Origin of the sequence: Rahnella sp. R3(2024), assembly GCF_042920125.1 — a bacterium.
Classification (GTDB): domain Bacteria; phylum Pseudomonadota; class Gammaproteobacteria; order Enterobacterales; family Enterobacteriaceae; genus Rahnella; species Rahnella rivi.
Genome location: NZ_JBHGBU010000001.1, coordinates 3,802,366 through 3,822,957 on the forward strand (window position 1 = coordinate 3,802,366; position 20,592 = coordinate 3,822,957).

Sequence of the window (20,592 nt, forward strand, 5' to 3'; positions counted from 1 at the left end):
AATCAAATTGAAAAAACCTGTTTTCAAGTTCAGGAAGATCGTCGTGTTCGTTCTTTTCCTGCTTATTTGCGTTGGCCTTTACCTGATGGCGCTCAACAGCTACTGCGATCAGGGGGGGAACTTTGACCTCGGCGTGTGTGCCATCACCTCATTTATCCCTTTTTAAACGCCGCCAGCCGTGAGCCCTGCGTAAGAAATTCCTGTTTTTTTGTGATCCACTTCCCTGTCCCGCCGGGAATGATAAGATGTGCGCTCAGAACATCCAGTGGTAGGGTCGTAAATGTTTGATTTCGCTATGGGCCAAAACAGCCTGGCTTCATTGGCGCTGTGTGCACTTTCAGCGCTGTTATTCTTATTGGTCTGGTTCTTTGTTAGCCGGGCCAGTGTCAGGGCAAACCAGCAGATTGAATTGCTTCAGGAAATTGCTGAGCAGCAACGTCAGCAAACGGAGTTACTCAAGATCCTGACCGCCAGGGCAAAAGGCGCCGAGCCTGTTGTAGACGCAGAAGAGGATTCCGCTCTCAGCCTGCGCGGCTTTATTCCTGAAAGATAAGTGGTTTTACTGACCCGCCCCGTGCGGGTTTTTACCCTTCATTTGCTCATGACCGCCTGGACCTTCCCTTCATAAATCTGTCTTAATCATCCGGTAGTCTCCACGCATGTGCTCTGTGAGAGGGAAGAACCGATGATTAAATGGTCTGAAGAAAACGACACCGATGTAAACCACAGTATCGCCTTACTGACCGGGGAAGAGCCTGAGAAGTGGTATCCCTACGGCGGCATCAAAGGCAAAGATTATTGCAACAACCCCTCCGACGCGTGGCCTATTATTTGCGCCAACAAAATCAGCATAAATTTTAAAGAGTTACAGAGCGATCCTCTTTGGCTTGCAGAAATTCAAAGCCCTCATGGCCAGTGGCAGGCGCAAAGTAAACGTCCATTGCGGGCAGCCATGGTCTGTTTCCTGCTAAGTAAAGAAAGTAAGGCTTGCGCAGAGTAAAAAGCGCAGAGATACTCAGATTGTGACAAGGTTTTGCAAAGAAGTGATTCGAATAAGCGTCGCGCAAAGCGATGAGTATCAAGTGATTAATGTTTCCTCATTTTGACAGTTGTGTCTAAGGCGGAGTCCATTATGAAGCGCATCATTAAAGGTGATAAAACTCTCTCCCATCTGGTGGTTGCTCACGCAGCTATCGACAGTCATGAAAAAGCCTATGGCAAACGGCGTCAGGGTTGGCCTTCGACTTATCTCATCAAATATAAAGATGCGCGTGTTGCGGTAGAAGTGGTGACCCGCAGACAATCCTATGTTGCTACTCTCATGATCGGAGCCAGAAATCTGACCAAACTTTGCGGTATGCCTGCCTGATAATCAGCGTACATCAATTTTACTTCAAACCGTGCCGGGCTCTTCCTGCACGGTTTTTGTTTTACAGGGCTTTCCTGATGAGAGGGGGCTGACGGAAACCGCCGCGCGGGAAAGGGCGCTTTAGCGGGCGGAAAACCATCGCGATAAGATCAAACATCAGCAGCATTGTTCCCGTCAGCGCCAGTATCAGCAGGCTGAAAACAGCGAATGTGACAAGCTTAAGGGCTGGCGGAACGCTCATCCGGCGAAAGCGGGAGCGAAGCCATAAGCGTCCGTATTGCGTCTGAATTTGCATAATATGGGTCAAACGCGCAGAAAATGAGCTGCGGCGATCGGTTGTATTCCGGGTCATAAATGTCCTCCTTTTTGAACGTCACCAGTTAAACACAGAGTTATTAAGATCTTCTTAACTCACTCCTCCACTCGCAGTCCCACACAATGTTGCACTTTTAGCCTGTGGTGATATCGGGAAGTATGATAATTAATCCGGATAAAGGAGGCACTGACGCCCCTTGAATGATAATCATCAGGAGTTATATGCCGGGTAAAAATCCGTATTACGATCCGTCCAAAAGTCATCACACGCCCGAAGGCTTCACCAACATCGAGCCACATAATCGCCAGAAGGGCGATTTGAAACGCTGGCAGCAGGAGCGGAAAGCGCAGCAACTGCCTGTCCCGCCGGAGAAAGGCTATGATCATTTTATTGATCAATGGTGGCAACAGGCCGACTTCAGCGGCACTGATGACCGATTATGGTTTCTGGGCCATGCCTGTTTGTTGTTACGCGTTGCGGGGCGATACATTCTCACGGACCCGGCGCTTTCAGAACGGGCTTCGCCGTTGAGGTTTTACGGCCCCAAACGTAAAACGCCGGTTCCGGCGGCGGTCAGCCAACTCCCTCCCATTGATGTGGTGCTTTTTTCACATAATCACTATGACCATCTGGATAAAACCACGGTGCAAAAACTGTTGCGTCGTTTCCCGCAGGTACAGTTTATGGTGCCTCTCGGTATGAAAAGATGGCTGGAAAAACGCGGCGCTAAGTTTGTGGAGGAGTTTGACTGGTGGGAGGAACGGCAGTTTGGCGAAATGACGTTTTCAGCCGTACCGGCGCGCCACTGGAGCATGAGGACGCCCTGGGATCGCAATCAGTCTCTGTGGTGTGGTTGGGTGGTTGCACATCCGGCAATGCGCTTTTATTTCTCTGGCGACAGTGGTTACAGCAATCAGTTTGAAGTGATAGGGCAGCGACTGGGCCCCTTCGATTTGGCGGCCATTCCGATAGGTGCTTATGCACCAAGATGGTTCATGAGCGCGCAGCATATGGATCCGCAGCAGGCTGTCGGGGTGTTTTCAGAACTGCGTTGTCACAAAGCTGTGCCGATCCATTGGGGCGTTTTTGAATTAGCGGATGAATCCCTTGATCAGCCCTTAAAGGAATTAACCCAGGCGATTGCTCAAAGCGTTAATCCAGATATGAATTTTAGGCCATTAAAAATGGGAGCCAGCATATCTAAAGAGTGAAAGCAGGAATGTTGCTCATCACGCCTGAGGGATTATGTTTATTAATGAGAAGTATTATCACCTGAGCGGCGGTAATGCTTCACCTTAATCAATGAAGGGGTTAATGAATTGTTAGTATTTATAATAAACAACGCTAAATAGCGTTTTCTGGAAAGCAGTGCAGACAGGATATTGGCATGTCTGACAGTGAAATAGGGTGTTTATCACCGCAAGACATCGCTTAACGCTTACAGACAAAGAGATTTGTGCTGAACCGGAACAGAGAAGCGTACCGGAGCTGCCGCAGACGGGATTTTTCGCGGGTTTTACAGTGAGCTATGCAGCAAGTTCAGACGCAAAAGTCTCCACCCGATTGTGTTCGGGAAAATAGATTTTTTGCGAGGCAGGTCACGGTATTAAATAATTATTAATTATAATGATATTTTATTATTGAATAAGGCTGCTCAAATAACAGGCGAAATGTTAATGCTAATTTAACTAAGTCGCAAAATTTAATTCATTATAATGTAAAAAACGCTGAGTAAGTAATATACATATTGTGAACAGGGTTTCTGGAATTGGAAGCCTTCAGGAAAAATTCTGAAGCAATAATATCTGTGCCCCTCTGAAGACGCACAGTTAAGGTGCATTTATTTCTTTTCCTTGTTTTTATTGCACCATTTTATTCATCGATGGCCTTATTGATTATTGCATAACCAGTCACAATGCAGGTGGGGACAAAAATTGCGCCGAAAGGGAGGAGGGTTTAAGTTCGGGTCGCACCGGTAACCGGCTTCACTGTCAGCAGCCTGCCCGTGGAAGTGGCGCTGAAGGCTGATGTGTAAGGCTTCTGTAGTCAGTTTCTCCATAAAAATTCAAATAAAGATGTTTTTTACGCTTACGGTTCTGCATTAAATGATCAATAATCGAAAAAGGTCGTTATTGTTTTGTTTGATATACCGCTGTGCCTGTAAAGCAGAAAAAAGCATGTCTATCAACATATTTCAGCTTAACTGAACACGAAGTGCCATTAAGCGGCTCAAATATGTGCGACATGTCCATCGCTGATTAAAAATGGCTTGCCATCGAATTCAGAGTATGTGATAACGCTTCTGGGTAAAACGAGGTACAGTTCTGTATATGTGTGGCATTTTCAGTATAGAAGTTCTGAGTAAAGACGTTCACGTTGAATACCGCTTCTCTGCCGATTCTTATCTTAGTGCCTCAAGCAGTAACGACTCTAGTTTGTCTATGTAACGCCTACGGGCGGTTTAAACAATCCAAAGGAAATACTCAAGATGGCAAAGATCAAAGGTCAAGTTAAGTGGTTCAACGAGTCTAAAGGTTTCGGTTTCATTACTCCTGCTGACGGCAGCAAAGACGTGTTCGTACACTTCTCTGCAATCCAGGGTAATGGCTTCAAAACTCTGGCTGAAGGCCAGAACGTAGAGTTCGAAATCCAGGACGGCCAGAAAGGCCCGTCTGCAGTTAACGTAACTGCAATCTAAGCAGCGTCAGCTGTAAAAAAACCCGCTAAGGCGGGTTTTTTTGTGTCCGGCATTCAGAGGATGATGATCCCCGACTGCTGATTTCGCCCGCTGATGCCGGGATGCGATGGATTCAACGCACGCTGATGGCTGTTGCGACGAAAACTGGTGTAGTGGAACCCTTGTCCGGTTTCATCAAGCGTACAAATGGTACAACGGCCTGCACGGTCTGTTTCAGTGAAACCGAGTGCGCGTAACTTGGCTTGTGCAATAGCGGCTAAATCAAGATGACGCGGCCGGGGAGAAATCAGCGACGCAGGCAAATCGAGGCGCTGTATAAAGGTATCGTTCAGCTCCTGGCTGACTTCATAGCAGCAGGCCCCCGCCGCCGGGCCAACTGAGGCAACCCAGTCGGCGGTATCGCCTGACAGCGTAATGCGGGCCGCGACCTGCTCCAGAATCCCGTCGATAAGCCCGCGCCAGCCGGCGTGCACCACCCCGATGTGTTGACCATCTTTACGGCTGAAAATGACCGGCAGGCAGTCAGCTGTGTACACAGTCAGAAGAATGCCGGGTGTGGACGTGAAAAGCCCATCAGCTTCACCACAGGCTTGCCCTGGCCGGGAGACATCCACAATCCTGACGCCATGCACCTGTTTTTTTACCGGACGGGTGGCCTCATAAGGTTGTAACCCGACGGGAAGCAGGGCACGTTTGTCGCCGAAACCATGAAGAATACCGGGGATTTGACGGAGTAAGGCTGAGCTGTCACTCATCTCAAGTCTCGTTAATAAAATGTTATGGCACCAGTGTAGCTGGCTTTCCACCCGATTTTCCAGCAGTTGCAACCGCAAGTCGCCTTCTTTAGACTTAACCTTATTGCGAATATTCGCCCCCTCAGACTTTCCTTGCAGGTTTCCCGCATGACTTATCAGTGTCCACTTTGTTTCCAGCCTCTTGAGCTGACCGGCCAGCAATGGCGTTGCCCGGAAAATCATCAGTTCGATCATGCAAAGGAAGGCTACGTCAATCTGATGCCCGTGCAGCACAAGCGTTCGAAGCAACCGGGGGACAGCACCGAAATGATGATGTCGCGACGTGCTTTTCTGGACGCCGGTCATTATCAGCCGCTGCGCGACCGTCTGGTGACCATTCTTGATGATGTGTTGCCGCAAAGTGCCGTTACGCTACTCGACATCGGATGCGGAGAAGGGTATTACACCACGGCCATCGCAGAGCGCCTGATGCAAACGCGTGCGATGAAAGTGTTTGGTCTGGATGTGGCAAAAGTCGCGATTCGCTATGCGGCCAAGCGCTACCACGCTGTGTCATTCTGTGTCGCCTCCAGCCACCGCTTACCCTTCGCCGCAGCCTCGCTGGACGCTGTGGTGCGTATCTACGCGCCGTGTAAGGCTCAGGAGCTTCACCGCACGTTAAAACCGGGTGGCATAGTGTTAACCGTCGCACCGGGGCCACGTCATCTTTATCAGCTGAAAGGGCTGATTTATCAGGATGTGCAACTGCATGCTGAACTGGATGAACAGCTGGAAGGATTCGAGCGCGTGGCGACGGAGTCTCTGGCTTACGGCATGCAGCTTAACGGCGCGGAGGCATTTGATTTATTGCAGATGACGCCCTTTGCGTGGCGTGCCACCGAAGAGGTGATGAAAAATCTCAAGGCAGAGCAGGCTTTCGAGTGTGAAACTGACTTCGTTATCAGGTTGTACCAGCGTAAAGCGGATGACGAGAGCGGCCAGTCATAATTTCAGTCTGAGCGTCGCACTGTGCGGCGTCAGTCCGCTCACGGCATTCAGTGGTTGAAGGTCAGTCTATTGATTTTCAACCATGATTTTGTAAATCCTTTCCAGATCGTCCAACTCGTTTACGCGAATCAATAACTTCTTCTGTTCCAGTTCAAACACCAGCACGCCATCTTCTGAAAGGTTCATGCCGCGGATCCGGTCGTAGGTAATGAACGCATTGGCGAAGTAAAAACCCGCAGGTTTGAACAGCAACTTTGGCCAGCGAATAAAAGAAAGGTAGAACGCGACCAGCCCCAGGCCGATCAACAGGTAATTAGTCAAAGGCGTGCCATTCGCCTGAATATTGTTGTAAAGCAGTATCGCCAGCAGACCAATAAAAATGATGGAATCCAGTTTGTTACGGCGTCGGAGATTGACTCTCAGACGTGTTTTTCCGTTGCGGGTTCCCATGATGAATTCGTCGTAAATGGCATAAGCCAGCAGCAGCACGATGAAGAGGACGAGGACGATATCGGTCACGGACATGAAAAAAAACTCCAGCTCACTGCCAACAGGCAAAACTAAATAAAATCAGAAATGGGCAAATTAAGGCAATAAAAAAGCCGGAGGAGTGATCCCCCGGCTTGTGGTTATCAGAGACCTAACAGGCCAATCCAGTAACCGAAGATACCGATGGCGAAGAAGCCAACGATGATCCACAACGCGTTCACTTTCTTACGCAGCAACCACATACAGCCGAAGGTCAGCAGCAATGGCACCAGACCTGGCATCAGCTGGTCCAGAATCGTCTGTACCGTGGTAACTGTGGTGTGGCCTGTCTGGTCGGTAATTTTCGATACCACCAGCGGGATGTTAACGTGGGTCCATTTGTTAACCAGCGCCCCCATGACAAAGAGGCCGAGAATCGACGCCCCCTCAGTCAGTTTTTGCAGGAAGCCGCCACCCATATCACTAACGATATCGACACCTTTTTTATAGCCATATGCCACGCCGTAATAACGGGTCAGCAGGCGCACTACGTTGAACAGAATAAAGAACAGCAACGGTCCGAGCAGACTCCCGGTCATCGCGATACCTGCACCCAGCGCAGCAAACACCGGACGCACAGTACCCCAGAAAATCGGGTCACCCACACCGGCCAGAGGCCCCATCAGACCGACTTTCAGACCATTGATGGCTGCGTCGTCGATAGGTGCGCCGTTGGCACGCTGTTCTTCCATCGCCAGCGTTACACCCAAAACAGGCGCTGCAACGTAAGGATGAGTGTTGAAGAATTCCAGATGGCGTTTGATCGCCGCTTTGCGATCGTCGTTATTTTCAGGATAGAGACGACGAATTGCAGGCACCATACAGAAGCAGAAGCCCAGAGCCTGCATACGTTCGAAGTTCCATGACCCCTGGAAAAGGTTGGAGCGCATAAACACACCGCGAATGTCGCTTGCCGTGAGTTTTTTAACTTCAGTTTTATCAACCATGTCCTTCACCCTTAATCCAATTCGTTATCGAGATCGTTAACACCCGGAGCCGCCGCTGCTTGCGCAGATTTGTTGTATTTCGGGCTCAACTGGATGTAAAGCACTGCCATCACCACACCAATTACACCCAGTGCAACCAGGTTGAAGTTAGTGAATGCCGCAGTGACGAAACCGAGGTAGAAGAAAGGCATCAGGTAGCCAGCACGCATCATGTTGATGACCATGGCGTAACCGACAACAACAATCATACCACCCGCGATATTCAGGCCGTTGGTGACCACTTCCGGAATCGATGCCAGCAGATCATGAACGATGGCAGTACCCACAGAAACAGCAACAATCACGGCTGGAATGGCGATACGCATTGCCTGAAGAACCAGTGCCGAAACGTGGATCCAGGTGATGGCGCTCAGATTCCCTTTCTCAGCGGCTTTATCAGCAGCGTGCTGGAAGGCAACGGTGATGGTACGAACGATAATGGTTAATACCTGGCCGGCAGCTGCCAGAGGGATCGCCAGCGCGATACCCGCACCGACAGACTGTCCGCCGGCAATAACCAGAATGGTCGAGATGATAGAAGCGAGAGCAGCATCTGGCGCAACAGCAGCACCGATGTTCATCCAGCCCAAAGCGATCATTTCCAAAGTACCGCCGATGATGATCCCGGTTTTAACATCACCCAGAACAAAACCGATCAAAGTACAGGCAACTAACGGACGGTGAAACTGGAACTCATCCAGAATCGAACCCATCCCGGCAATACATGCAACAATAAATATCAGCACAATTTGTAGTGTGGTGATCTCCATTGCACTTCTCCTATGACCAAAGGACGCTGAGTAAAAACAAACACATAAGGTACAGATAACGTTGAGGTCATCTGCCCGAAAGGCATGTGCTTATTAATTCATCTTATTAATAAGATCCATCATCTTGAGACGTGAATCCGAGGACACTTTACGCACTTCAAGTTCAATACCTTTGGCATCCAGTTTTTTGAATGCTTCGATATCTTTCTCGTCGACGGACACGGCATTATTCACCTGGGTTTTACCCTGACGGAATGCCATACCACCGATATTGACGGTCGTAATCTTTATGCCACCTTCCACCACACGCAACACGTCGGTTGGATTGGTGAACAGCAACATCACACGGTCGCCTGCGTATTTTGGGTTGTTGTAGACACGGATAGCTTTCTCCACATCAACAACGTGTGCGGTAACACCAGGAGGAGCAACCTGAGTCAGCAACGTTTTACGCACGGTATCGGCAGCGACTTCATCGCTGATAACAATAATGCGGTTGACGTTGGTTTCTTTGGTCCAGCGGGTCGCTACCTGGCCATGGATCAAACGGTCATCGATACGGGCAAGACCGATCTTCATGTAGTCATTCGGGCCGGAAGGTTGAACCGGGGCGGCTTTTTTTGGCACAGGTGCGGCGACAGGCGCTTCGGTGGCAGGTTCCGGGGTTTTCAGCGCTTTCACGCCAATACGTCCGGTTTCCACTGCGATGGCAACCAGCTCTGCGAAAGAGGGGTTGTCATCACGTGCCATGAACGTTTCTGCCAGCATTGGGATATTCACACCGGTGACAACTTCGTAATTTTCCTTATCGACAACAATGCGGCTGGCGGCGTTAAACGGGCTGCCACCCCAGGTGTCGACCAGGAAAAGGACGCCGCTGCTGGTGTCTAAACCACCCAACTTTGCCGTGTACTTTTCGATCAGGGTTTCGGCGTTCTCGCCGGGTACGAAATCGATATAGGCGACGTTATCCTGTTCACCTAAAATCATTTCCGCTGTTTTCAGCAACTGCTCAGCTGCTGACCCGTGCGTGCCGATGATAATAGCAATACTCACTCGCTACCTCCTCTGTTAACTCCGTAAAGAGTTATGCACATAAGTAATGGTGCTGACGATGACATCCGCCCGTTTTTATTCCTGAGGCGGACAGGGCATTCCCTGCATGAGACTCAACTCAAAGAACGTCCGTTAATTTCTGATAACACTGATAAACAGTAAAACAGCAGAACCTCAACAGGTTGTGCAACGTGATTTATTTTAGTGTGTGAAAAAATAATTTTTGTGACGACTGTCCGTTATTCAACGACGTATTGTGAATACGCTTTCACGTGCACAATAAAACAGCATAGATGTTTCAGAATGATGCTGGAGGTAAAAGATCATACTTTCCCCTGATAATCATTCCTGATAAAGTGATTTTCCAAATAATTGAACAGGAGTACCGGGCCTCAGCCCTCCCTATGGACTGTCACCGACGTCACTATTCTTCGCTTCTTCACCTCATCAATACCGGCAAATCCGCCCCAATGGGCCTGATTTTTGCCGCACTGAAACCGCTTTCATCTGTGAGTTATCCAGTTAAAACTTTTTGCCGGGCGTATGAATGCTCAGCGAATCGCGTTTCTTTGCGTCTTTTTTCTTTAACTCATTGCGGAGTCTGACATGGAATTTTTGATGGACCCTTCAATATGGGTCGGTTTGCTGACACTTGTCGTACTGGAAATTGTTCTGGGTATCGACAATCTGGTCTTTATTGCCATTCTTGCGGACAAACTGCCGCCAAAACAGCGTGATAAAGCGCGTATCATCGGCTTGTCATTAGCCCTGATTATGCGTTTAGGTCTGCTGTCGCTGATTTCGTGGATGGTCAAACTGACCACGCCGCTGTTCAGCATTGCTCAGTTTAGTTTCTCTGGTCGTGATCTGATCCTGTTACTCGGCGGGGTTTTCCTGCTGTTCAAGGCGACGACAGAGCTGCATGAAAGGCTGGAAGGGCATGAAGAGCACGGTTCACAAAATCGTGGGTACGCCAGCTTCTGGTCGGTCGTTGCCCAGATTGTGGTGCTGGATGCCGTCTTCTCTCTCGATGCGGTGATCACGGCGGTCGGCATGGTGAATAACCTCTACGTCATGATGACGGCGGTTATCATTGCCATGGGCGTCATGCTGATGGCGTCGAAATCGCTGACGCGCTTTGTGAACAATCATCCGACGGTGGTGGTGCTGTGTCTCAGCTTCCTGCTGATGATCGGTCTGAGCCTGATTGCGGAAGGTTTTGGCTTCCACATTCCGAAAGGTTATCTGTACGCTGCGATTGGTTTCTCCATTCTGATTGAATTGTTTAACCAGATTGCCCGTCGTAACTTCCTGAAAAGCCAGTCCACCAGGCCGATGCGTGAACGTACCGCCGAGGCGATTCAGCGTCTGATGGGCGGGAAACGCCAGCATCAGAATGAAGATGAACCTTCCGGTGATGAACTGCCTGCGAATGAGACCTTTGCTGAAGAAGAGCGACACATGATCACCGGCGTTCTGACGCTGGCATCACGCTCACTGCGCAGCATTATGACGCCGCGTACCGAAATATCCTGGGTGGACTGCGAACGTTCTCCGGCAGAAATCCGCAGTCAGTTGCTGGATACGCCGCACAGCCTGTTCCCGATTTGCCGCCATTCGCTGGATGACGTGATCGGTGTGGTGCGTGCGAAGGATCTGCTGGTGGCGCTGGAAAACGGTGAAAGTATCGTGGCCTTTGCCGAAAAAACGCCGCCCATCGTGGTGCCGGAAACCATGGATGTCATCAATCTGCTGGCGGTGCTGCGCAAAGCGAAAGGGCGTCTGGTGGTGGTCAGCAACGAGTTTGGTGTGATTCAGGGGCTGGTTACGCCGCTGGATGTGCTGGAGGCGATTGCCGGTGAATTCCCTGATGAAGATGAAACGCCTGACGTGATTGCTGATGGCGACGCCTGGATTGCCAAAGGGGGCACGGATTTACATCTGTTGCAGCAGATCCTGGACATCAACACGCTGGTCAGCCCGGACGATGATTTTGCATCACTGGCGGGGCTGCTGTTGTCGAAATCAGGTCAGATGCCTGTGGCCGGTGAAGTGATTGATATGGCGTCGCTGCACTTTGAAATCCTCGAAGTGACGGATTACCGTATTGAGCGTGTACGGATAACGAAAATTCAGTCTGAAAACGGGTGGGAAGAAGACCAGTAACCGCGGTGTACTTCTGCTGAGAACGGCGACTTCGGTCGCCGTTTTTTATGGCTGTTATTCGTCAGACTCATCTTCAACCGGTTGCAGTGCCTGAGTCGATTTCTCGTAGCGCGCCAGCCAGATCGGAAACACCTCAATCGGCATTGGCCGGGCAAAATAGTAGCCCTGCAGGGAGTCGACTTTACGTTTACGCAAATAATCGACCTGCTCACGGGTTTCCACCCCTTCGGCAATCAGTTTCAGATTAAGGCGCTGCGCCAGCGTGATGATCGTATCCGTCACCGTGGCATTGATGGCATCGGTGCCAATTGAGGCGGTAAACGCCTGGTCGATCTTCAGCACGTCTGGGTTGAGCGTTTTCAGATAACTCAGTGAACTGTGGCCGGTACCAAAATCATCGATGGCCAGTAAAATCCCCATCTCCTTCAGTTGAGAAATCTCGGCAGCTCTGAGCTCCTGCAAGCGTGTGCGTTCCGTCAGTTCCAGCATCAGTGAGACGGAAGGCTCAGCGGGAAGCCAGATTTTGCGGATATCATCCACAATTTCCATATTATTGAAGTGCTGCGCTGCGACGTTAATACTGACGTAAAACCCCGACGTGGCGGGGAAAACGGCGAGATTATCGGTGACAGTTTTAATCAGATAGCGGGTAAGCGCGATGATTAATCCGTGCTGCTCGGCGAGCGGAATAAACACATCTGGCGACACCCATTCCTGCCTGCGATTTTTCCAGCGCATCAGCGTTTCCACGCCAATGCAGCGGCCATCGACGCTGTTAATAATGGGCTGGCAATACACCTTAAATTCGCGGTGCGAAATCCCGTGGCTTATCGGATAGGCAAGGCTTATCCGGCTGCCTGACAATAAATAGACTGCTGTCGCCGTCAGTAAGCTTATCAACATGGAAAGAGGCAGATGAGACGCCAGCTCTGACCACGCCAGCGCCGAGGCCTCTTCACCATAAATGGACACGGTGAAATCATAATTTGGCGACGTGACGGTCAGTAACGGCTGCTGCGGCAAATTCACGCTGGGAATAATTTCGTTCTTTCCATATTCCAGACTTTGCTTCATGACGTTCAGAACAATATGGCGCGCATACGGCGGTTGCGGTTCGAGCAGGAAATTCGACAGGATCCCGATGTTGTACACAAACAGCTGACCGTTAAGATTATCGGGCGTGGCGGGCTGCCAGAGCAGCAGGGTTGGGATGTTCAGCCGGCTTAATTTCGCAGCGCGAAGTTCCAGCCGCGTTTTGCCTTGCGCGATATCGGGCAGCGTTTTATCGAGGCTGAGATCCAGTGCACCAATCAGGCTTGAGCAGGTGATGGTGCCATTATTGACGAGGGTGATAGAACGCAATGTCTGCATCAGAGCGACAGTTTGCTGCAAGGCCGGTTGTAATTCACGGCAGGTCAGCGCCGGATCGACAGGGGTGGATTGCGCAGCAGGTATAGCGGGTTCAAGCAGTTTTTCGAGTTTCTGAACGGTGTGTAAGGCGACGCGTTGTTGATCGGCGGTGATCACCTGGCTTTGTTCATAAATACGGATACTGAGTGTTAACAGCAGGGTAAAAATACCCATCGCGCCGGCCAGTGCAAGGCGATAGTAGCGATACTTCGCAAGTCCGGTCTGGGAGAACAGCATCGTTCTAATCCTTTTATCCCGTGTAAAGTGCAGGCTTACAAGTGTTCATTTTAAAGGTTTACCGATGCAAAACAGCCGTTTCATTATTATTGATAGTAGCCGTAAATCGCCGGATGCTCTTCCTGCGTGAAGAAGGAAAATCAGAGAAAATCCAGATCTGTGACGTTGTCACTTACTTAGCGTCTGTTCATTTTATCTTATACGTGGTGGTACAGAGTGAAGCAGTCTGTGCGGCAAAACAAGCGGAAATCAGCATGCCGCACCTGCAGGGTATAAGCAAGTCTCACGGCCATTAAGTATTGATAATACAACAGGTTTTTCTTAACAAAGATTTAATGACTAAGTGACAGTTCCAGGCTGATATATCCTGCGGCGAACGGGTGAAAAAACAGTTCTTCGCCGCCGCAGGCACAAGGAAAACCTCGGTAATATCAGTCGCACTGTACCTTGATCGCCAGACCGCCGCGGGAGGTTTCACGGTACTTGGCGTTCATGTCTTTACCCGTTTCGTACATGGTTTCAATCACTTTATCGAGAGAAACCCGGGGCTCACTGGTGCGGCGCAGCGCCATGCGTGCTGAGTTAATGGCTTTCACCGAGGCAATCGCATTACGCTCAATACACGGCACCTGAACCTGACCGGCGACAGGATCGCAGGTCAGACCGAGGTTGTGCTCCATCCCGATCTCTGCGGCGACGCAGACCTGCTCCGGGCTTCCGCCCAGCAATTCTGTCAGACCGGCCGCGGCCATAGAACAGGCGACGCCGACTTCGCCCTGGCAGCCGACTTCAGCGCCGGAAATAGAGGCATTCATCTTATAAAGAATACCGATGGCGCCGGACGTCAGGAAATAGCGCAGATAAATGTCCGGGCTGACCGACTGAATATATTTGTCGTAGTACGCGAGCACCGCAGGAACAATCCCGCAGGCACCGTTCGTCGGTGCGGTAACCACGCGTCCGCCGGCTGCGTTTTCTTCATTCACCGCCAGCGCAAACATGTTCACCCAGTCGATGACGTTCATCGGGTCTTTTGACAGCTGGTCGTTTGATACCAGCATCCGGCGCAGTGCCGAGGCGCGGCGGGGGACACGCAGCGGGCCGGGAAGCACGCCTTCCGTGTTTAAACCGCGATCGATACAGGCCTGCATGGTGTGCCAGATTTTCTCGAAATACTGCTCGATTTCCTGTTTGCTGTGCTGTGCCAGCTCGTTTTTCATCATCATGCCGGAGAGCGACAGGCCATTCTCTTTGCATTTCGCCAGCATTTCACTGGCCGAATTAAAGCTGAAAGGCACCGCCACTTCATCCAGCACCGGCTGGCCGAAATGCTCGTCATCGACAATAAAACCGCCGCCGACGGAGTAGTAGGTTTTGCTGTAAACCAGCTTGTCACCAGCAAAAGCGTGGATCTGCATGGCGTTTTCATGACGCGGTAAATTCTCGCTCCGGAAAACCATGCCCGTGTCGCGCGGGAAATCGACTTCGTGCTGCGTTTCACCCAGCGGCAAACGCTGACGTTGCTCAACGTCGCGGATAAAGTGGGGAATACCGTCGATGTCGACGGTATCTGGCTGGTTACCCGCCAGACCTAAAATAATGGCGATATCTGTGTGGTGGCCTTTACCTGTCAGTGACAGGGAGCCAAAAACGTCCACGGCGACACGCGTAACGGCAGGCATCATGCCCTGTTCGAGCAGGTCATCAGCGAACTGTTTGCCTGCTTTCATCGGGCCCAAAGTATGGGAACTGGAAGGGCCAATCCCGACCTTGAACATGTCGAAAACGCTAATCACGTCGAATACTCCTGTAATTGATAACGGCAGGGAACGGGATCCCTGACACCCATAACTGAAATCTGACCCCGTGGGGAGATCTGATCTTATGGGTAGATCCATAGTGTAAAAGGGGTTAAGACCAATAGTTTCATTTTTCGCATGAAATAAACTTATTTGATGCGAAAGTGTGATCGATGTGTAACCAGTGAGGTCAGTCTTTAACCTGCCGGGCCAGCTGACGAATGATCGACGCGGTAAGTCCCCAGACAAATTGTTGCTGATACCAGGATAAATACACCCGGTGGTGGATCCCTCTGCGATGAATATCCAGAGAGTGATAGCGGGCCAGATCGAACGCTTCCTGCAGCGGCATTTCGAACAGTTCTGCCACCTCGTCTTCCTGCGGGTGGAATGTCACATCCACCGGTAACAGGCCAATGACCGGGGTCACCTGAAACCCGCTGCTGCTGTCCTGCGGTGCCAGTGTGCCTAACACGTGCACTTGTTCGGGTGGGATGGCGACTTCTTCCTGCGCCTCGCGCAGCGCGGTGGCAATAATCGACGCGTCGGTGGCATCGGCTGCGCCGCCGGGAAACGCCACCTGGCCGGGGTGCTTGCGCAGGCTGTCTGAGCGCCGGGTCAGTAAAATGGTCGGTTCTTCACGGCAAATAATGGGGATCAACACCGCGGCATGACGGGTTCCGCGCAGCTGTGGTGCGGGCAGGCGCGGCTGCTGCAACTGAAAGCGCAGAATAAAATCTTCCACGGCGGGCGAAAATGCCTGCAAGGTCGGCTGTTGTTCCAGCAACGTCACGGCTGTACGTCTCCTAACTGTGGCAGGATGCGGGCAATTTTATCGAACGTCTCCTGATATTCGGCCTGTTCCTGACTGTCTGCAACAATGCCGCCGCCTGCCCAGCAGTAGATTTTCCCCTGCTCGGTAAGCAACGTGCGGATAGTGATATTGCTGTCCATGGTGCCGCAACAACTGAGGTAAGCAATACTGCCGCAGTAACCGTTTCGTCGCTGCGGCTCGAGTTCTTCGATGATTTCCATCGCGCGCACTTTCGGCGCACCGGTGATCGATCCGCCAGGGAAGCAGGCACGCAGCAGGGCGCTGGCGTGGCAGTCGTCGGGTAACTGCGCGGTAATGGTGCTGACCAGATGATGAACAGCCGGGAAAGGCTCGACCACAAACAGTTCGGGAACCCGCACGGTGCCGGGCGTCGCCACGCGACCAATGTCATTACGCAGTAAATCGACGATCATGAGATTTTCGGCCCGATCTTTTTCCGACGCGGCCAGACGTTCAGCCTGACGGGCATCTTCCTGCGGATCTTCACAGCGCGGCAACGTGCCTTTGATAGGGCGGGTCTGGATCTGCTTATTCTTAAGCCAGATAAAGCGTTCCGGCGAAAGGCTGAGCACGGCGTTTTCCGGCAAGCGCAGAAATGCCGAGAACGGCGCGCGGTTGGCCTGATTCAGCCGCAGGAAAGCCTGCCATTCATCTCCCTGATAAACAGTGGAAAAACGCTGCGCCAGATTGATCTGATAACAGTCACCGCTGTGAATATATTCCTGAATCTGGCGGAATTTCTCGCCATATTCCCCGCGGCTCATGTTTGCCTGCCAGGGCGCATTCAGGCGAAAAGACGCGGAGCTTACCGGCTGCGCATGCGCTTCCAGCCAGCGCAGACGTACCTGCACATCGCCATGACAGACCAGCGTCAGACGTTGTAAATGATGATCGGCGATCAGCGCCCAGTCATAAATGCCCACGGCCATGTCCGGCAGATGAATATCGCGTCGGGCGATATCCGGCAGTGTCTCGACACGACGGCCTAAATCATAGCCAAACAGGCCCAGCGCGCCGCCCTGAAAAGGAAAATCATCCGCGCTGGTTGCCTGTAATCCGCTGGCCGAAAGCTGCTCTTCCAGCAGGGTGAACGGATCTTCTTCCCGCGATGCCACGCTGCCGTTTTGCTCAACCAGGGTGACGTTGCCGCGCGTGGTCAGCGTTATCTGCGGATCCGCCACCAGAATGTCGAAGCGGTTATGCTGATGCTGTGCGGCACCCGAGTGCAGCAACATGGCCCAGGGCAACGCAGAAAGTGGCGCGAACAGCGTCAGCAAGGCATCTGGCTGATAGGGCAACGAATGATGAACAACGGAGTAAGCGGGTTGCATGGCGGGTTTCAGTTTCTCTGGCGCGATAAATGATGTAACAGACCTGTGATCCTAACATAGATCAGGCCACCGGAAACCAGCGCAGGCGATTTGCGTGAATAAGGCGTATACTGTGCAACCCCGCAGCCTGCGGGTGTTGTTTCTCTCTTGCCTCATCCAACACGTACAACAGGAATTTCCTATGCTGACAGGTATGCCTTCACTTTCACATAACGAACAAGAACAGGCCGCCGATCGTATCCGCCAGTTAATGGAAAACGGCATGAGCAGCGGCGAAGCCATTGCCACCGTTGCGGCAGAAATCCGTGAAACGCATAAAGGCGATCGCGTGACCGTCATTTTTGATGATGAAGACGAATAACATTCGAACCTGAGACGCTTTATAAGAGCCGATCTCGTGATGATAAAAAAGCCGGACCCTGTACAGGTGTCCGGCTTTTTTTCGTGAAGAACTGACTGAGATTAGCCTTTCACACTCACGGCGGCGGCGGCCAGCTTCGCCTGCTCGACGGCATCTTCCACATTTTCGGCAATGGCCAGCGCCACACCCAGACGGCGTTTACCGCTGATTTCCGGTTTGCCGAACAGGCGGATCTGATTGTATCCGGTCAGTGCATTTTCCAGACCGCTGAAAGTCACGTTGTTACTGGTCAGTTCAGGCAGGATCACGGCGGAGGCGGAAGGGCCGAACTGGCGGATATTGCCCACCGGCAGGCCGAGGAAGGCGCGAACGTGCAGGGCAAACTCAGAGAGATCCTGAGAAATCAGCGTTACCATGCCGGTATCGTGCGGGCGCGGTGACACTTCGCTGAAGACCACGTCGTCGCCGCACACAAACAGTTCGACGCCAAACAGGCCTTTGCCGCCCAGAGCTTTCACCACTTTTTCGGCGATGTCTTTCGCGCGCTGTAACGCCAGTTCGGTCATCTGCTGCGGCTGCCAGGATTCACGGTAATCACCGTCTTCCTGACGATGGCCGATCGGCGCGCAGAAGTGGATGCCGTCAACGGCGCTGATGGTCAGCAGCGTGATTTCGAAATCAAATTTTACCAGCCCTTCAACAATCACGCGCCCGCCGCCAGCACGGCCGCCTTGCTGCGCATAATCCCATGCGGTTTGCAGCTGGTCTGCGCCACGGATCAGGCTCTGGCCTTTACCGGAGGAGCTCATCACCGGTTTGATGATGCACGGGTAACCGATTGCGTCTACCGCCTGGCGGAAAGAGGCTTCATCATCGGCAAACTGGTAGCTCGACGTTGGCAATTGCAGCGTCTCTGCGGCCAGGCGACGGATCCCTTCGCGATTCATGGTCAGGCGCGTCGCTTCAGCGCAAGGCACCACGTTGTGGCCCTGTTTTTCCAGTTCAACCAGCATGCTGGTGGCGATAGCTTCGATTTCCGGCACGATGAAATCAGGGCGTTCGCTTTCAATCACCTGTTTCAGGGCGTCGCCGTCCAGCATATTAATGACATGGCTGCGGTGAGCGACCTGCATCGCCGGTGCATCAGCGTAACGATCGACGGCGATCACTTCCAGGCCAAGACGCTGGCATTCGATCGCCACTTCTTTACCGAGTTCGCCAGAGCCTAACAACATGACGCGGGTGGCGCCGGTGCGCAGTGCAGTACCAATGGTTAACATAGCTTCGTACCCAGATCTGTGATGAAGAAAAATGAGAATTTCGGCGCGCAGTATATCTGAATTTGTGCCATACGAAAACGATTGCGCAGTATCTCGAACGATTTCAGCGACGCAATCCGGCCAGGGCATCTGCGGATTTTTTCAGTCCGTTTTCTGCCGTTTAAGGCAGTCGGCGGGCGTCTCTGTTATCATTTAGCCAAACCATGGCGCCAGACCTTCTGCCGCTGCCCCGATTTTTGCCTCACATAAAGAGTTATCGCCTTGAGCACGCATTCCTTTTCAGCCCTGACATTGCCCGCTGAGCAACTTTCTAACCTGACCGAACTGGGTTATACCGAAATGACCCCGATTCAGGCCGCTTCTCTGCCTGCCATCCTGCAAGGTCAGGACGTTCTGGCGAAAGCCAAAACCGGCAGCGGTAAAACGGCAGCCTTCGGTATCGGCCTGCTGAACAGCATCACCGTGGCACAGTTCTACGCGCAGGCGCTGGTGCTGTGTCCGACCCGTGAACTGGCGGATCAGGTCAGTAAAGAGTTACGTCGTCTGGCGCGATTCACCCAGAACATCAAAATCCTGACCCTGTGCGGCGGCCAGTCCATCGGGCCACAGCTGGAATCTCTGGTTCGTCAGCCACACATTGTTGTGGGCACGCCGGGCCGCATTCAGGAACATTTGCGTAAAGGCACCCTGAAACTGGATCAGCTGAAAGTGCTGGTGCTGGACGAAGCCGATCGCATGCTGGATATGGGCTTTAGCGAAGATATCGAAGATGTGGTCAGCTATACACCGCCAGCCCGTCAGACGCTGTTGTTCTCCGCGACCTATCCGGATGGCATCGAGCGCATCAGCTCTAAATTTCAGCGTCAGCCGCTGAAAGTCGAAATTGAAGGCGAGGAAGATGTTGCTGATATCAAGCAGGTCTTTATCGAAGCCGATAAGCATCAGCGTTTGTCCCTGCTGGCGGCGGTGCTGTATCAGCATCAGCCGACGTCGTGTGTGGTGTTCTGTAATACCAAACGCGACTGCCAGGATGTTTGCGATGCACTTTCCGGTAAAGGCATCAGCGCACTGGCGCTGAACGGCGATCTGGAACAGCGCGACCGTGACCGCGTGCTGGTGCGTTTCTCTAACGGCAGCTGCCGCGTACTGGTGGCGACTGACGTGGCTGCGCGCGGGCTGGACATCAAAGATCTCGGTCTGGTCATCAACTACGAACTCTCTTTCGATCCTGAAGTGCACATTCACCGCGTCGGTCGTACAGGCCGTGCAGGCACCAGCGGTCTGGCGGTCAGTCTGGTGACGCCACAGGAAATGGTGCGGGTTCACGCGCTGGAAGATTATACCCGTCAGACCTTTACCTGGCAGCCCGCAGCGCAGGCGCTGGCAGCGACACCGGTGGCGCTCGATCCTGAGATGGCGACGCTGTGCATTGACGGGGGTCGTAAAGCCAAAATTCGTCCCGGCGATATCCTCGGTGCTCTGACCGGTGAAGCGGGTCTGACGGCTGCGGAAGTGGGTAAAATCGATATGTTCCCGATCCACGCTTACGTGGCTATCCGTCAGAAAAGCGCCAAAAAAGCGTTACAGCGTTTGCAGGAAGGTAAGATCAAAGGCAAAAACTGTAAGGCTATTATCTTGCGTTAACGGATTTTCATCCCGCTTTTGCGTTGCAGGTCTTATTGTTAATGTTGTGTTATTACCTTGTTGA

Annotated in this window: 22 protein-coding genes; 11 read left to right on the plus strand and 11 right to left on the minus strand. The window is 52.1% G+C overall.

Features of this window, described 5'->3' with window-relative positions:
* The first annotated feature begins 85 nt into the window (after nucleotides 1-85).
* The 4 genes from mgrB (at nucleotide 86) to ABSH60_RS17265 (ending at nucleotide 1,369) form a co-directional block, all read left to right on the plus strand.
* Complete coding sequence (gene mgrB, locus ABSH60_RS17250) at nucleotides 86-166, plus strand: PhoP/PhoQ regulator MgrB (RefSeq protein WP_338053242.1); 81 nt, start codon at nucleotides 86-88, stop codon at nucleotides 164-166.
* A 114-nt stretch (nucleotides 167-280) separates the two neighbouring features.
* Entirely contained in the window at nucleotides 281-553 is a 273-nt protein-coding gene (locus ABSH60_RS17255; protein ID WP_136375993.1) for a YebO family protein, read from the plus strand.
* A 132-nt stretch (nucleotides 554-685) separates the two neighbouring features.
* Nucleotides 686-1,000: a phage protein NinX family protein gene (locus ABSH60_RS17260; RefSeq protein ID WP_056778885.1), complete on the plus strand. Its 315-nt coding sequence runs from the start codon at nucleotides 686-688 to the stop codon at nucleotides 998-1,000.
* A gap of 132 nt (nucleotides 1,001-1,132) precedes the next feature.
* Nucleotides 1,133-1,369 (plus strand): DUF4060 family protein, encoded by a 237-nt coding sequence (locus tag ABSH60_RS17265; RefSeq protein ID WP_013576199.1) that lies wholly within the window; start codon nucleotides 1,133-1,135, stop codon nucleotides 1,367-1,369.
* A 61-nt stretch (nucleotides 1,370-1,430) separates the two neighbouring features.
* Here ABSH60_RS17265 and ABSH60_RS17270 read toward each other — a convergent pair whose 3' ends face one another.
* The gene (locus ABSH60_RS17270; RefSeq protein WP_390974976.1) at nucleotides 1,431-1,721 is read right to left on the minus strand and encodes a hypothetical protein; all 291 of its coding nucleotides are present in this window, start codon (nucleotides 1,719-1,721) and stop codon (nucleotides 1,431-1,433) included.
* A 185-nt stretch (nucleotides 1,722-1,906) separates the two neighbouring features.
* On the opposite strand from ABSH60_RS17270, the gene ABSH60_RS17275 reads away from it, so the two are divergent.
* The 3 genes from ABSH60_RS17275 to cspE all read left to right on the plus strand — a co-directional run bounded on the left by ABSH60_RS17275 (nucleotide 1,907) and on the right by cspE (nucleotide 4,383).
* Nucleotides 1,907-2,896 carry an MBL fold metallo-hydrolase gene (locus tag ABSH60_RS17275; protein ID WP_390974978.1) on the plus strand — a complete coding sequence of 330 codons (990 nt, stop codon included), beginning with the start codon at nucleotides 1,907-1,909 and terminating at the stop codon, nucleotides 2,894-2,896.
* Nucleotides 2,897-4,015: 1,119 nt separating this feature from the next.
* On the plus strand, nucleotides 4,016-4,132 hold the full coding sequence (locus tag ABSH60_RS17280; protein ID WP_072158134.1) for a DUF2627 domain-containing protein: 117 nt from the start codon (nucleotides 4,016-4,018) through the stop codon (nucleotides 4,130-4,132).
* 41 nt (nucleotides 4,133-4,173) lie between these two features.
* A complete protein-coding gene (cspE, locus tag ABSH60_RS17285; RefSeq protein WP_002221949.1) occupies nucleotides 4,174-4,383 on the plus strand; it encodes a transcription antiterminator/RNA stability regulator CspE in 210 nt (69 codons plus the stop codon).
* A gap of 53 nt (nucleotides 4,384-4,436) precedes the next feature.
* On the opposite strand, the gene ABSH60_RS17290 is transcribed toward cspE, so the two are convergent.
* Complete coding sequence (locus ABSH60_RS17290) at nucleotides 4,437-5,138, minus strand: laccase domain-containing protein (protein WP_390974981.1); 702 nt, start codon at nucleotides 5,136-5,138, stop codon at nucleotides 4,437-4,439.
* 147 nt (nucleotides 5,139-5,285) lie between these two features.
* On the opposite strand from ABSH60_RS17290, the gene rlmA reads away from it, so the two are divergent.
* Entirely contained in the window at nucleotides 5,286-6,125 is an 840-nt protein-coding gene (gene rlmA, locus ABSH60_RS17295; RefSeq protein WP_390974983.1) for a 23S rRNA (guanine(745)-N(1))-methyltransferase, read from the plus strand.
* Between the two features lie 66 nt (nucleotides 6,126-6,191).
* Here the strand turns inward: rlmA and ABSH60_RS17300 are convergent, their stop codons facing one another.
* The 4 genes from ABSH60_RS17300 to manX form a co-directional block, all read right to left on the minus strand.
* Nucleotides 6,192-6,650, minus strand: a complete 459-nt coding sequence (locus ABSH60_RS17300; protein ID WP_056778900.1) for a DUF986 family protein — start codon at nucleotides 6,648-6,650, stop codon at nucleotides 6,192-6,194.
* A gap of 107 nt (nucleotides 6,651-6,757) precedes the next feature.
* The gene (locus tag ABSH60_RS17305) at nucleotides 6,758-7,600 is read right to left on the minus strand and encodes a PTS mannose transporter subunit IID (protein WP_056778904.1); all 843 of its coding nucleotides are present in this window, start codon (nucleotides 7,598-7,600) and stop codon (nucleotides 6,758-6,760) included.
* Between the two features lie 11 nt (nucleotides 7,601-7,611).
* Nucleotides 7,612-8,409 carry a PTS mannose/fructose/sorbose transporter subunit IIC gene (locus tag ABSH60_RS17310; RefSeq protein ID WP_056778907.1) on the minus strand — a complete coding sequence of 266 codons (798 nt, stop codon included), beginning with the start codon at nucleotides 8,407-8,409 and terminating at the stop codon, nucleotides 7,612-7,614.
* Between the two features lie 93 nt (nucleotides 8,410-8,502).
* Nucleotides 8,503-9,465, minus strand: coding sequence for a PTS mannose transporter subunit IIAB (manX, locus tag ABSH60_RS17315; RefSeq protein WP_122095660.1), 963 nt, complete (start codon nucleotides 9,463-9,465; stop codon nucleotides 8,503-8,505).
* 606 nt (nucleotides 9,466-10,071) lie between these two features.
* On the opposite strand from manX, the gene ABSH60_RS17320 reads away from it, so the two are divergent.
* Nucleotides 10,072-11,631: a TerC family protein gene (locus ABSH60_RS17320; RefSeq protein ID WP_183846464.1), complete on the plus strand. Its 1,560-nt coding sequence runs from the start codon at nucleotides 10,072-10,074 to the stop codon at nucleotides 11,629-11,631.
* Between the two features lie 54 nt (nucleotides 11,632-11,685).
* On the opposite strand, the gene ABSH60_RS17325 is transcribed toward ABSH60_RS17320, so the two are convergent.
* From ABSH60_RS17325 to pabB, 4 genes are all read right to left on the minus strand, one after another.
* Nucleotides 11,686-13,278, minus strand: coding sequence for an EAL domain-containing protein (locus tag ABSH60_RS17325; protein WP_183846466.1), 1,593 nt, complete (start codon nucleotides 13,276-13,278; stop codon nucleotides 11,686-11,688).
* A 431-nt stretch (nucleotides 13,279-13,709) separates the two neighbouring features.
* Entirely contained in the window at nucleotides 13,710-15,074 is a 1,365-nt protein-coding gene (locus ABSH60_RS17330) for an L-serine ammonia-lyase (protein ID WP_056778917.1), read from the minus strand.
* Nucleotides 15,075-15,267: 193 nt separating this feature from the next.
* Nucleotides 15,268-15,870, minus strand: a complete 603-nt coding sequence (locus tag ABSH60_RS17335) for a CoA pyrophosphatase (protein WP_136375988.1) — start codon at nucleotides 15,868-15,870, stop codon at nucleotides 15,268-15,270.
* On the minus strand, nucleotides 15,867-17,243 hold the full coding sequence (gene pabB, locus ABSH60_RS17340; RefSeq protein ID WP_390974987.1) for an aminodeoxychorismate synthase component 1: 1,377 nt from the start codon (nucleotides 17,241-17,243) through the stop codon (nucleotides 15,867-15,869). The genes ABSH60_RS17335 and pabB overlap by 4 nt, the downstream gene beginning before the upstream one ends.
* Before the next feature lie 181 nt (nucleotides 17,244-17,424).
* On the opposite strand from pabB, the gene ABSH60_RS17345 reads away from it, so the two are divergent.
* Nucleotides 17,425-17,604: a YoaH family protein gene (locus tag ABSH60_RS17345; protein WP_056778924.1), complete on the plus strand. Its 180-nt coding sequence runs from the start codon at nucleotides 17,425-17,427 to the stop codon at nucleotides 17,602-17,604.
* A 101-nt stretch (nucleotides 17,605-17,705) separates the two neighbouring features.
* On the opposite strand, the gene purT is transcribed toward ABSH60_RS17345, so the two are convergent.
* On the minus strand, nucleotides 17,706-18,884 hold the full coding sequence (gene purT, locus ABSH60_RS17350) for a formate-dependent phosphoribosylglycinamide formyltransferase (RefSeq protein ID WP_056778928.1): 1,179 nt from the start codon (nucleotides 18,882-18,884) through the stop codon (nucleotides 17,706-17,708).
* A gap of 261 nt (nucleotides 18,885-19,145) precedes the next feature.
* On the opposite strand from purT, the gene dbpA reads away from it, so the two are divergent.
* Nucleotides 19,146-20,528, plus strand: a complete 1,383-nt coding sequence (gene dbpA, locus ABSH60_RS17355; protein WP_056778931.1) for an ATP-dependent RNA helicase DbpA — start codon at nucleotides 19,146-19,148, stop codon at nucleotides 20,526-20,528.
* Nucleotides 20,529-20,592: the final 64 nt, after the last annotated feature.